13 protein-coding genes are annotated in these 11,860 nt (G+C 52.0%); 1 reads left to right on the forward strand and 12 read right to left on the reverse strand.

Annotated features, from left to right (window positions below; translation table 11 throughout):
• Window positions 1–28: 28 nt before the first annotated feature.
• The 5 genes from M493_RS16150 to M493_RS16170 all read right to left on the reverse strand — a co-directional run bounded on the left by M493_RS16150 (window position 29) and on the right by M493_RS16170 (window position 5,985).
• Complete coding sequence (locus M493_RS16150) at window positions 29–1,864, reverse strand: polysaccharide biosynthesis protein (protein WP_020961462.1); 1,836 nt, start codon at window positions 1,862–1,864, stop codon at window positions 29–31.
• A 54-nt stretch (window positions 1,865–1,918) separates the two neighbouring features.
• Window positions 1,919–2,809 (reverse strand): UTP--glucose-1-phosphate uridylyltransferase GalU, encoded by an 891-nt coding sequence (gene galU, locus M493_RS16155; RefSeq protein WP_020961463.1) that lies wholly within the window; start codon window positions 2,807–2,809, stop codon window positions 1,919–1,921.
• Window positions 2,810–2,924: 115 nt separating this feature from the next.
• Window positions 2,925–3,332 carry a hypothetical protein gene (locus M493_RS16160; protein ID WP_020961464.1) on the reverse strand — a complete coding sequence of 136 codons (408 nt, stop codon included), beginning with the start codon at window positions 3,330–3,332 and terminating at the stop codon, window positions 2,925–2,927.
• A 47-nt stretch (window positions 3,333–3,379) separates the two neighbouring features.
• Entirely contained in the window at window positions 3,380–4,753 is a 1,374-nt protein-coding gene (locus M493_RS16165; protein ID WP_020961465.1) for an AAA family ATPase, read from the reverse strand.
• A 467-nt stretch (window positions 4,754–5,220) separates the two neighbouring features.
• A complete protein-coding gene (locus tag M493_RS16170) occupies window positions 5,221–5,985 on the reverse strand; it encodes a tyrosine-protein phosphatase (protein ID WP_023817792.1) in 765 nt (254 codons plus the stop codon).
• A 230-nt stretch (window positions 5,986–6,215) separates the two neighbouring features.
• On the opposite strand from M493_RS16170, the gene M493_RS16175 reads away from it, so the two are divergent.
• Window positions 6,216–7,154: a LytR family transcriptional regulator gene (locus M493_RS16175; RefSeq protein ID WP_020961467.1), complete on the forward strand. Its 939-nt coding sequence runs from the start codon at window positions 6,216–6,218 to the stop codon at window positions 7,152–7,154.
• A gap of 33 nt (window positions 7,155–7,187) precedes the next feature.
• Here M493_RS16175 and M493_RS16180 read toward each other — a convergent pair whose 3' ends face one another.
• From M493_RS16180 to M493_RS16210, 7 genes are all read right to left on the reverse strand, one after another.
• On the reverse strand, window positions 7,188–7,973 hold the full coding sequence (locus M493_RS16180) for an SGNH/GDSL hydrolase family protein (RefSeq protein WP_020961468.1): 786 nt from the start codon (window positions 7,971–7,973) through the stop codon (window positions 7,188–7,190).
• Window positions 7,974–8,041: 68 nt separating this feature from the next.
• A complete protein-coding gene (locus tag M493_RS16185) occupies window positions 8,042–8,749 on the reverse strand; it encodes a CpsD/CapB family tyrosine-protein kinase (RefSeq protein WP_081713482.1) in 708 nt (235 codons plus the stop codon).
• Window positions 8,730–9,470, reverse strand: coding sequence for a YveK family protein (locus tag M493_RS16190; protein ID WP_020961470.1), 741 nt, complete (start codon window positions 9,468–9,470; stop codon window positions 8,730–8,732). Before M493_RS16190 ends, M493_RS16185 begins: the two co-directional genes overlap by 20 nt.
• Window positions 9,471–9,620: 150 nt before the next feature.
• Window positions 9,621–10,001 carry a hypothetical protein gene (locus tag M493_RS16195; protein ID WP_020961471.1) on the reverse strand — a complete coding sequence of 127 codons (381 nt, stop codon included), beginning with the start codon at window positions 9,999–10,001 and terminating at the stop codon, window positions 9,621–9,623.
• 158 nt (window positions 10,002–10,159) lie between these two features.
• Window positions 10,160–10,597, reverse strand: a complete 438-nt coding sequence (gene fabZ, locus M493_RS16200) for a 3-hydroxyacyl-ACP dehydratase FabZ (RefSeq protein ID WP_020961472.1) — start codon at window positions 10,595–10,597, stop codon at window positions 10,160–10,162.
• A 50-nt stretch (window positions 10,598–10,647) separates the two neighbouring features.
• Window positions 10,648–11,010: a DNA-directed RNA polymerase subunit beta gene (locus M493_RS16205; RefSeq protein WP_020961473.1), complete on the reverse strand. Its 363-nt coding sequence runs from the start codon at window positions 11,008–11,010 to the stop codon at window positions 10,648–10,650.
• Between the two features lie 12 nt (window positions 11,011–11,022).
• The gene (locus M493_RS16210) at window positions 11,023–11,844 is read right to left on the reverse strand and encodes a flagellar hook-basal body protein (RefSeq protein ID WP_020961474.1); all 822 of its coding nucleotides are present in this window, start codon (window positions 11,842–11,844) and stop codon (window positions 11,023–11,025) included.
• Window positions 11,845–11,860 lie beyond the last annotated feature (16 nt).

The following is an 11,860-nucleotide window of genomic DNA, read 5'->3' on the forward strand; positions in this document are numbered from 1 at the left end:
CGAAAATACCCTTTTCTGTTTTGTCACATTAATTCATTGATGTGTTAGCAGATACAGACACTTTGGAAAGCTCCTTATTATTCGCAATCCCCAACAATCTCTCTCTAACCTCTTCTTTATCCATCTCTTCAAATCGATCCATAAAATCGTGAAGAATTTTTTCGTCCACCGCCGTCGCTTTCCCAATAAATATTTTCGGAAACACCTGCTCCGGATGCACTTCATTCTCATTAAGCAGTTCTTCAAACATTTTTTCACCCGGGCGGATGCCGGTAAATTCGATGCCGATTTCTTCGACAGTATATCCGGATAGTTTGATTAAGTTTTTCGCGAGATCGACGATTTTCACTGGTTCACCCATGTCAAGGACGAAGATTTCGCCACCTTTGGCAAGCGCGCCGGCTTGGATGACGAGCCGGGATGCTTCCGGAATCGTCATAAAATAGCGCGTCATATCCGGATGAGTGACGGTGACAGGTCCGCCAGCTTGGATTTGCTTTTTAAATAACGGAATAACGCTGCCGCGGCTGCCCAAGACGTTTCCGAAGCGGACAGCGACAAATTTTGTTTTACTCTGCTTGTCCAATTGTTGAATAATCATTTCCGCAAAGCGTTTTGTCGCTCCCATCACATTGGTTGGATTGACGGCTTTGTCCGTCGAAATTAATACAAAGGTTTGGACACCAAATGTATCGGCCGCTTCGGCGACGTTTTTTGTGCCGAAAATGTTGTTTTTGACCGCTTCTTTCGGGTTGTATTCCATTAATGGAACGTGTTTGTGCGCCGCCGCGTGGTAGACGACATCCGGCTTATGTTCTTCCATCACTTCAAACATGCGCTCACGATCTTGAATATCGCCAATCACTGGGACAATGTCGATTTGGTCTTTATATTGATTGCGCAGTTCCATGTCGATTTGATAAATGCTGTTTTCGCCGTGGCCGAGCAGGACGATTTTCTTCGGGTTAAACTGGCATACTTGCCGGCAAATTTCCGAGCCGATCGAACCGCCGGCTCCGGTGACTAAAATGACTTTGTTTTCGATATAGCTGGAAATGCTTTCGATATCGAGTTCGACCGGTTCGCGGCCGAGCAAGTCTTCCACTTGCACATCGCGGAATTGGCTCACGGACACTTTTCCTGTCACGATATCCTCAAGTTTTGGGACGATTTGCGTTTTTGCGTTTGTTTTCGCGCACTGTTCAAAAATCCGGTTCAGCTGTTTTTTCGTTAACGATGGAATCGCGATAATAATGTGCTCAATGCGTAACGCGCGCACAACATCTTCAATGTCTTTTGTTGTTCCGACAACCGGAATGTTGAAAAACTGCAGTTTTTGCTTGTTCAGATCATCGTCAATAAAGGCAATCGGTCTCAGTTCCGCATCCGGATTGTTCACTAACTGCCGCGCGACCATCATTCCTGCGGATCCCGCTCCGATAATCAGCGTCCGCCGTTTATTCGCGTTTGGTTTTATGTAACGGTCGCGGAACACTCTCCAGACAAACCGCGATCCACCGATGAGAATAATATGGATCATCCATGTAATCATCAACGCGCGGACGTAAATATCTTGAAAGACAGCAAACTGCACGATAGCCGTTGTAATAATCGAAAAGGTAACCGCCTTGATAATGGCCGTTAATTCGCCAATGCTTGCGTACTCCCACGCTTTTTGATACAAACGGTATATAAACGCAAAGAAATGATGGCTGACAAGCAGCGTCAGCGCCGATAAAAGAACCGATTTATACTTCCATATTTGTATTCCTGGATGAAGCGTAAACAAGCTGACGTAAATCGCCGTTAACACGATCAATGAGTCCAATACCATTAAAAACGTTAATCGTTTTCGATATGCCAACGCACTGCGTCTCCCTTCGTATAATAGATAACGAGCCATGTTCGCCATGGCTCGTTATGATGCATTCGTATTTTGTTTTGTTTCCGCAATAATTTTCTCCATAAATGCGAGTAAATCGTCCCTTAATTCATCACGTTGCAACGCAAACTCAATCGTCGTCTTAATAAATCCGATCTTTTCTCCGACGTCGTAGCGCTTGCCTTCGAATTCGTAGGCGAAGACGCGCTGGATTTCGTTCAGCTTTTGAATCGCGTCGGTGAGCTGGATTTCGCCGCCGGCGCCGGCTTCTTGTTTTTCAAGGAATAAGAAGATTTCCGGCGTGAGTATGTATCGTCCCATGATCGCTAAGTTCGATGGCGCGGTGCCTGGCGCTGGTTTTTCGACGAATTGGCGGACTTGGTAGCGGCGTCCGTGCTGTTCAAGCGGGTCGATGATGCCGTAGCGGTGCGTTTCGTTGTCAGGAACCCGCTTGACGCCGATGACCGAGCTGAACGTTTGCTCGTATTGGTCAATGAGCTGTTTTAAGCACGGTGTTTCCGCTTGGACGATATCATCGCCAAGAAGAACCGCAAACGGTTCGTCGCCGATGAAGTTGCGGGCGCACCAGACGGCGTGGCCGAGCCCTTTCGGTTCTTTTTGGCGTATGTAGTGAATGTCGACTTTCGATGGTTCTTTCACTTTTTCCAGCAAATCGAATTTGCCTTTTTGCTTTAACAGCTGTTCCAGTTCAAAAGCGTTGTCGAAATGATCCTCGATCGCACGTTTTCCTTTTCCTGTGACGATAATAATATCTTCAATGCCGGATGCAATCGCTTCTTCAACGATGTATTGAATCGTTGGTTTATCGACGATCGGGAGCATTTCTTTCGGCATCGCTTTCGTTGCCGGCAAAAATCTTGTGCCGAGCCCCGCTGCGGGAATGATCGCTTTGCGTACTTTTTTCATGTGGTACGTAACCCCCTATGTATAGTTGGCCCCTATGCCCCCGCGCATCGGTGCAACCGCAGCTGCGCCGATGCGCCGATGCATATGGGCATAAAAAACAGCCCCTTTTCGGGACTTAGTTTGGCATTTTTGATTTCAGATTCAAGATTTCTTTTTCATGATCGATCAGTTTGTCGAACATCACATCGGATCGGCGCTGCAAGTACGAGACGGTGACATCGACGGATTTTCTGATGCCCGTGACATCGTTTAAAATGAGGGATTGATTGTGTTTGGAAATGCGCAGCTCTTCGAGGATTCGCTCTTGCATTTGCTTCATGCCGGCCATCTCGTGTTCTAGTGTTTGTTGGCCTTGTTGCAGCTGGGTGACATCCTTCTGAAGTTGTGATACGTCTTGCTGCAGCTGCGATACGTCTTGACGAATGTGCCCGACTGCGCCTTCCAACCGTTCGAGCCTGTCGTGGACTGGTTTCAGTTCTTCTTGCAAGACGGAACGAAGCAATTCTTTCAGCTCTTGGCTCATGGCTTCACCTCCTTGACGCCATTATAGCATGGCGCGGCAGGGAAACGTTACAACGTGTATTCTCCTTGTCCGGAGTCATTCAGTGGAATGCGTTGATGAGGAACTTCATGCCCCAAAACTTCATTGAACGTTTCCGCCGGAAAGCCGTTTTCGGTCGGAATGAGCGGCGTGATGATCGTGTCTTGGCCTTGCATGCGGAACTGGTACGCCCTCACCTTTTTCGGATCAATCGCGTCCTCATCGACATAGCCATACGTTTTCATCAACTGTTCTCTCTTTGGATGCTGGTGAAGTTTGATCAAATTGTTCACCTGTTGGAACAAAATATCGCTATGGGTGGTCAACCACACCGGCATGCCTCGGTTGGCCAACTTGACAAGCGCTGTCGCTAATATGCGCTGGACGCGTGGATGCAGATGCGCTTCTGCCTCTTCAAAAAAGAGCGAACGGTACGTTGCTTTTGATTTTAAAAACAAAATGAGCGGCGACAGTTCAGTCACAAGCGACGATGTGACGTATAACGGCAAGCGCTCTTGTTTGCCTTGTGGGCAATAGTAGAACGATGGAATCGGTCCTTTTTCTTGGTCCATGGTTCCGTTGGCAATCTCGGTTTCAATAAATCGTCCGATGTCCGCATATTTCGACTGTCCGCTTTCCTCCAAACGCAACAACGCTTGCAAGAATCGATAGACAGGCAACGTGAAGTCAAGGGATGGTTCCTCATGTTCTTCGTTGATCATCCGTTCCATCATCTCTTGCACCAGCGCCTTGTAAGACAACATGAACCCTGTTCTCGAAGCGGGCAAATACAGCGCTTCGCCAATGGCCCGCCCTTGGATGCCGCCTTGTCTGGATGGTGGGTAAAACGGCGATGTAAGTCCATCCATCAGCAAATTCCACGTAATGTATTGAGCCATGCGATACCGCTCTGTCGCTTGTCCCTTGCTTCGATCCGTATACGGGATGCGAATATAGTGTTTCCCCGTCGAAAAACGAGCGCCTTGGAGCGAATCTTTCTTTTCAAAGATGATTCGCAGCGGTTCAGAACGGCGGTACCGCTCGATGCTTAACGAACCGATCGGGATTTTGCGCCGAAAAATCGTTCTAACCAACTCGCTTTTTTTGTTTCTGAGAACATCATTAAACCATTGGACAAACAGTTGCGCTTCACGGTCTTGGATGAGGCAGTCATCGCCGATAGACGATTCAAGAAAGCGATCGATTTCCTTGTACGTGGACGTGTTCGGAGGGTCTTTTGGAAACAGCTTGCGCCCCTCGGACAACACCCCCCAAAGAAGCGACATCAGATAGCTTTTCCCACTGTTGTTGTCGCCGACAAACAACATCAACGGGGCAATATCGATTTCCCCCTGTTTGATCTTTCCAAATCGCTCAACCTTTAACGCCCAAGTTTGTTCCATGCGCGTATCGCCTCTTTTCACAGATTACGGATCCTCTATCTTTCTATTATAAACGATACGCCTGACTCATAATCACTGAATTAGATAAAAACGAGTGAAAAATCGGGCATCTAACCCGCCCTCACGCCACACCCTTGACGACGGGCGTCTAAGGTGCCGGGACCGTCATCGTCCCCACCCACGGCATGGCCGAGTGCCTCCGTTGATAACGGTAAGGAGACATCACCGAAACAAAGAATGAAGAAAACGGCCTATCTTTAAGACACGAGAAACCGCCGCGATGCCTCTAGCCGTGCGAATCCAATCGTCTTAAAGAAAGAGCCGATCTCCATATCGGGCACAAGCTTTCGCTGCCCTTCGACATCATTGTCGATCGTTCCCTAAGAATTTTACCTTGTTTCGACAAAGAAAAGGCAAAAAGAAAAGAAGCATTTCCCATACTTGTTATACCATGCGACTGATCGCTTTCAAAAGAGACCAAGGAACTTTTTCTTTTTCACCCGTTCTGGCTCGTCTCGGAAGACAGCCTGGCCGCGGATGAGCAGCTCGGCGTTTTCTTGGAAGTAGTAGACCATGTCGGTGCCGTATTCATTGCGAATGGCGTCGTACGCCTGGCGCAGGCGAAACGGGCGAGTTTTTACGTTATGAGCGTCCGAGGCGATGAAATGGGCCAAGTTCGCCTCGATCAGTTGGAACGAGAACGTTTTGATTTTCTTGCCGAAATGGCCGGTGACGCTCGAAGCGGTCAGCTGGGCCAGGGCGCCGCGCTTGACGAGCTGGTACAATCGCTCGGGCTGCTCGATGATTTCGGCGTTTCGCTCCGGGTGGGCGATGATCGGGATGAGCCCATTCACTTGCATGTCAAAGAGCAGCTGTTCGGCGTATTTCGGCACGTGATCGGGCGGAAATTCGATTAAGATATACGGTGTATCGGCAAGCGTCATCACCTCGTGCCGACGGAAGCCATCCAAAAGGTCGCCGTGCAGGCGCACTTCCTGGCCTGGCAGGACGGTCAAGGCGATGCCGCGCCGTTTCAATTCGTCGTTCAGCTCCGCCGCCAATGGCAAGACGGACGATTTCGGGTTGTCATAGGCCCCATTTCGGTGATGGGGAGTGGCGATGATCGTCGCAATCCCTTCGCTGGCTGCCGCTTGCGCCATGGCGATGGCGTCTTCCATTGTCGACGCTCCATCGTCAACACCTGGTAAAACGTGGCTATGAATGTCGATCATCGTCACTCCTCCTCGCTTTTTCGTTCTACTAAACAACTATTATGGTAACATAGGAAAAACGGGCTATCAATGGTTGGAAACTGTCGAATGTTGTCGAAGTGGAAATAAAATTCCACCGGTTGAGGATAGGAGTGGCAACCGTTCTGCTTGTCTTCCAGTTGTTTTCTGAGGCAAAACGGTCTATAATCGAAGTGTTGTGAGACATTTTTTATGATAAAGGAAGAGTACCGATGCGAACAAAACGGCGAAAAAAGAAGAAATGGATCCGCTGGCTGGCGGGGCTGTTCGTTGTGTTGCTTGCCGGGGTAGGAGTGTTTGCCTATTCCGTTTACCATCATGTGAAACAAACGGCCAATGAGATGCATGAACAAGTAAACTGGAAGTCGGAGAAGCGCCAAGAAGAAGTGTCGTTCGAACGGAAAACGCCGATCTCGATCTTGTTGATCGGCGTCGATGAACGCAAAGGGGATAAAGGGCGCGCCGATACGCTCATCGTCATGACGGTGAACCCGAACAAGCAGTCGATTGAGATGGTGAGCGTGCCGCGCGATACGAGAACAGAGATCGTCGGGAAAGGGACGAAAGATAAAATCAACCACTCATACGCCTTTGGCGGAGTGGAGATGACGATGGCGACGGTCGAGCATTTCTTAGATATTCCGATCGACTATTACATTAAAGTCAATATGGAAAGCTTCCGCGATATCGTGGATGCCGTTGGCGGGGTGACAGTGAACAACCCGTTTGCCTTTACGTATGAAGGAACGTACTTCCCGAAAGGGGAAATTACGCTAAACGGGGCAGAGGCGCTGAAATATTCGCGCATGCGTTATGACGACCCGCGCGGCGATTTCGGGCGCCAAGACCGCCAGAAACAAATCATTCAAGCCATTATTGAGAAAGGGGCGAGCTTCTCATCGCTCACGAACTATAGCGATGTGCTCGCGGCGATCGGGAAAAACATTAAGACGAACTTAACATTTGAGGAAATGAAAGACATCCAAGAGAATTACAAAGACGCCCGCAAGCAAATTAAGCAGCTGCACATTACCGGCCAAGGGACGAAAATGAACGGCACGTATTACCTAATCGTGCCGGATAGCGAGCGAACGGCGATTTCGAATGAGTTGAAAGAACATTTAGAGCTGTCGGCGACAGCGTCGCGGTAAACGGAACGCGCACCCGATTGAGGTGCGCGTGTTTTATTGGGCGATGAAATGCTCGGCGAGCGCGTCCGCCCACCGTTTGGCGCCTTCCGCGGTCGGGAGGTCGCTTTCTGGGTCGATGTATTTATTTAGTTCTTCGCTTTGATTGTCGGGCCACGCGGGCCAATGGTTGATGTAAGGGTAGCCGTTCTCTTTGGCGAACGCTTCGAGTTCTTCGACTTGTTCTGGATAGTATGTAGCGTTGTAAATCGGGTTCGGCGGCTGCAACATCACGACCGCGTTCGGGGCCGCATTTTTCAGTTGCCCGATCATCGCTTGAATATGTTCGAGCGAATCGTCGATCGTGACGACTCCGTTGTCGTTTAAGAGAAATGGTTCTAGCAACACAAGATCGGGTTGTTCCTCCGCCCAGTCGGCGGCGATGCGCTGTTCGTCGGCATCGGCTGTGGTGAACCCTTCATATTCATGGACAGTGATATCGAACACGCCCTTTCCGTATGCTTCGTCGAGGGCTTGTTTGAATAAATCAGGCCAACCGCCTTTCTCCGGGGTGGACTCCGAACCGGCGATCACGAGGCGGATCGGGCGGTTTTCGTTGACCACCTGTTTCATGACATGTTGTGCTGCGGCGGGCAGTTGCTTGGCGCGGGCGAGCACCGTTTCTGCTTTATGGGCCATTTCGTCTTGTTTGGACGTCGTTTCCATTTTGGCGCGCGCCTCTTTTACTACCGCGGCGATATTTTGTTCCCAGTAGAAATGGCTCGCGACGATCAAAGTGAGGCAGGCTGCGGCGACAATGACAATCAACACAACGTTTTTCAACCGTTCTCTCCCCCTTCGTTTCTCTATCGCATGAACGGCTTCCCACGCGTTGGGGAAGCCGTTCGTTGTTACTTGTATTGGTAGTAATAATAATACCCGCCGTCGCGATGTTTCCGCTTGTTCAAGACGACGCCGAGCAGCTTGGCGTTCGCGGCTTCGAGCAGCTCTTTCGCCTTGACGGCCGCCTCAATTTCCGTTCGTCCGCTTTCGATGACGAGGACGGTGCCGTCGCATTGGTTGGCCAGCACTTGTGCGTCCGTTACCGCCAAGACAGGTGGGGTGTCGAAGATGACAAGATCGAACGTCTCGTACAATTGTTTAAGGCATTGGGCCATTGCGTTCGAGCTAAGGAGCTCGGCCGGATTCGGCGGGATCGGGCCGGAGGTTAAGATCGACAAATGGTCGATCTCGGTCTCCTGGCACGTCGGCAACAGCGGCGCCGAGCCCGTCAAAACGTTCGTTAATCCCATGTAGTTGTTTAACCGGAAGGTGTAATGGACCGTCGGTTTGCGCAAGTCGGCGTCAATGAGCAATGTCTTTTTTCCTTGTTGGGCGAACACGACAGCTAAGTTGGCGGCCGTTGTCGATTTTCCTTCGCCGCTGCCCGTCGAGGTGACGATAAACGAACGAAGCGGCTGATCGACGAACGAAAACTGAATGTTCGTCCGAATCGTCCGGTACTGCTCGGCAACGGGCGATTTTGGATCTTCCGCTGTAATTAAGCTTCGTTCCAATCGTTTGAATTGTTGACGGTTGCTACGAGCCAATGGTTTCACCTCTTGTCTTCATGACGGATGGCTTCCCTTTTGCTTCCGTTTGTTTTGGATTCATCATGCTTACTGCCCCGAGCACCGGCAAGCCGAGATGTTTTTCGACGTCAGCTTCGGTTTTGATCGTGTTGTCCAAGTACTCGAGCAGGAAGGCAATCCCGACGCCGGTCATGAGGCCGACGACAAAGGCGATGGCCATGTTCAGCAATGGCTTCGGTTTGACTGGGGTTTGGTTTTCTTTCACTTCCGCTTTCGAGAGAATCGTCACGTTGTCGATGTTCATGATTTTGACGATTTCGTTTTTGAACACTTCGGCTGTTTTGTTGGCGATGTTCGCCGCCATGGCCGGATCGGGATCTTGGACGGTGACGGAGAACACTTGCGAGTCTTTTTCGCTTGAGACTTGGATTTGTCCGTTCAGCTCGTCGAGCGTCTGGTCAAGGTTTAATTCGTTTTTCACTTTTTCCAAAATGGTTGGGCTTTTGATGATGACGCTGTACGTGTTGATGAGCTGCACGTTCGTCTGGATTTCGTTGAAGTTGTAGAATTGCTGCTCAGATTTCGCCTGGTTGACGAGAATTTGTGTCGATGCCTGGTAGATTGGCGTTAATAGAAAATAGCTGACCACACCGCTTACAACGGTCGCCAGCGCGGTGATCAAGACAATAAGCCAAAGCCGTTTGCGCAACGTTTCGAACAGTTCGCGCAGGCTGATTGTTTCTTCCATTGTGTACCCCCCCTATCATCACCCGCCCGCATGATTCGACAGCGGACGAACCATTCCCATTATAGCGAATATATGAAGACATATCTAGCCGAAATCAGTACTAAATTTCCCCAATTTAAAAAGGCCGCCCAGGCAGGCAGCCTTTTGTCGTTATTCGTCTTTATTATCCCGGTCGTTGGCGTCTTGCGGGTCTTCAATCGGGTCTTCCGGGTCCGGGTTCCGGTCGTTTTCATCGTCGCCCACGTCGTTGCCCGGCGCCAAGTCGTTGTCACCGTTGTCGCCCGGGACAAGGTCGCCGTTGTTATTGTCCCCCGGCACAACGTCGTTGTCGGCGTTATCGTCTTGGTTGATGTCATCGGCCGGGTTCATGTCCATGTCATTGACGCCGTTGTCATCGTTGTCATTGGCATCGTTTTGTTCGTTGTTTGGCGGCGGCGGATTGTCGTTGTCATTGTCGCCGTTGCATCCGGCCGCTAAAAAGAGGGCGACGACGGCGCTGAACAGTTTGAACAGCAGCGTTTTGTTTTTCATGGCACCTTCTCCTTTCTTCGTGTTGTTGTGACCTTATGTAAGACCGGTCCTTGTTTATCTTTCCCAGAAGAGCGCATTTCATACATCGGTGGTGAAACAAATGCGGAGGTGGCGGTTAGAGGAATGAATATACGCGCCCACAGAGGGGCGCGCGTGGGTCAGCCGTTTGTTTTCTCGCCGAGGGCGAACATGAGCTCTGTTTCGCAGACGAGTTCGCCGTCGACGGTGGCGGTGCCTTTGCCTTTGCCGATGGCGCCGCGGGCGCGGAGAATTTCGACTTCAAGGCGAATTTGGTCGCCTGGTTTCACTTGCCGCTTAAAGCGGCAGTTGTCGATGCCGGCGAAAAAAGCGAGGCGGCCGCGGTTGTCCTCGCTTTGCAGGAGGACGACGGCGCCGACTTGGGCGAGCGCCTCGACGATCAAGACGCCCGGCATGACCGGGTATTCGGGGAAGTGGCCGGCGAAAACCGCTTCGTTGGCGCTCACGTTTTTGATGCCGACGGCGCGCTTTCCTTCTTCGATTTCAACGATGCGGTCGACAAGCAAAAACGGATAGCGGTGCGGGATGATCGCCTGGATTTGTTGGATGTCAAGCATGGAAACACTCCTTTTCATTAGCATCAAAACGGTGACGCCGCAAGATCCTCTTATGTCCCTTTTTCAACAACGTCAACAATGTGCTGCCACGTCGACGGGCGGAATACGTCAAGCCACGCCCCGTCGCCGATGGCGCTGTAGCCGATGATGGCGCCGACGGTGAGGCTTAAGGCCATCAAGGCGGCGACGATGATGAGACGAAGCCAGATCGGGATGAGTCGCGTGCGCGCGAAACGGCGCGGCTTGGCGCCACCAGCCTCGGATGGCGGTTCGTGCGCTTTGTCCGCCGGTTGCTCTTCCGGCAAGGCAGCGGCCGCGCCGCTGTCGTGCGGGCTGGCGGCGGAGCGTTGCTGTTCCCGCTGCTTTCGCCGCGCGACGCGGGAGAGCGGTTCGTTTTTCGTTTCATTGCTCATGGTGATCTCTCCTTATGAGGAGCGCAAGTTGTTGATAAGCCCGAGCATCTGTTCGGAAATGGAAACGGCGCGGGCGTTCAGCTGGTAGGCGCGGTTGGTCGCGATCATGCCGGTCAATTCCTCGCCGAGGTCGACGTTCGATTGCTCGAGAGCCCCTTGTTTTATGGCGATGTCGTTGCGCAAGGCGCCATTCAATTCCCGCGCGGCGCCGGGGACGGCCGGCAAGGTGAAGACGTTGTCGCCTTGCGCTTCGAGAAGCTGCGGCCGGTCAATGGCGGTGACGCCAAGATTGACGCGGGCGACGATGGCGCCGCTCGCATCGATGGCGGTCAGCGTCCCGGTCGGGGACAGCTCGATGCGGTTCGTGCCGGCCGGGAGCTCGACCGGTGCGTTCGTTTCATCGAGCACGGGACGGCCGTCGCTCGTGACTAGAGCGAGGCGGCCGGCGGAAGGCGTGAAAGAAAAATTGCCCGCCCGGGTGTAGCCGACCGTTTCGTCCCCGTTTTGGCCGGTAAGGCGAACGCGGAACCATTGATTGGCGGCGGTGAAGGCGACGTCAAGCGCGCGGCCGGTCTCGATGAGCGCCCCTTGCGCGAGTACGAGCATCGTCGAGGCGAGGCGCGCCCCGTTGCCGTAGCGCACGCCAGGCGGCGTTTGGCGCGGCGCTCCGTCATCAGGCAGGCGGTCGACTTGCTCGGTTAGGAGCTCAGCGAAGCTCGCCTCGCTCCGTTTAAAGCCGACGGTGTTGCTGTTGGCGATGTTGTGGCTGATCGTATCGAGCCGCTGCTGCAAGGCGTTCATTGTGTTGGCGGCGGTAAGCATGGAGCGGAGCACGGGCTTGTCCCCCTTT

Source organism: Geobacillus genomosp. 3 (assembly GCF_000445995.2).
In the GTDB taxonomy this organism is placed as follows: Bacteria; Bacillota; Bacilli; order Bacillales; family Anoxybacillaceae; genus Geobacillus.

Excerpts from the sequence above, each read along its gene's own strand:
- galU (WP_020961463.1), bottom strand. The coding sequence starts at position 2,809 with ATGAAAAAAGTACGCAAAGCGATCATTCCCGCAGCGGGGCTCGGCACA.
- M493_RS16160 (WP_020961464.1), bottom strand. The coding sequence starts at position 3,332 with ATGAGCCAAGAGCTGAAAGAATTGCTTCGTTCCGTCTTGCAAGAAGAA.
- M493_RS16165 (WP_020961465.1), bottom strand. The coding sequence starts at position 4,753 with ATGGAACAAACTTGGGCGTTAAAGGTTGAGCGATTTGGAAAGATCAAA.
- M493_RS16170 (WP_023817792.1), bottom strand. The coding sequence starts at position 5,985 with ATGATCGACATTCATAGCCACGTTTTACCAGGTGTTGACGATGGAGCG.
- M493_RS16175 (WP_020961467.1), top strand. The coding sequence starts at position 6,216 with ATGCGAACAAAACGGCGAAAAAAGAAGAAATGGATCCGCTGGCTGGCG.
- M493_RS16190 (WP_020961470.1), bottom strand. The coding sequence starts at position 9,470 with ATGGAAGAAACAATCAGCCTGCGCGAACTGTTCGAAACGTTGCGCAAA.
- M493_RS16195 (WP_020961471.1), bottom strand. The coding sequence starts at position 10,001 with ATGAAAAACAAAACGCTGCTGTTCAAACTGTTCAGCGCCGTCGTCGCC.
- fabZ (WP_020961472.1), bottom strand. The coding sequence starts at position 10,597 with ATGCTTGACATCCAACAAATCCAGGCGATCATCCCGCACCGCTATCCG.
- M493_RS16205 (WP_020961473.1), bottom strand. The coding sequence starts at position 11,010 with ATGAGCAATGAAACGAAAAACGAACCGCTCTCCCGCGTCGCGCGGCGA.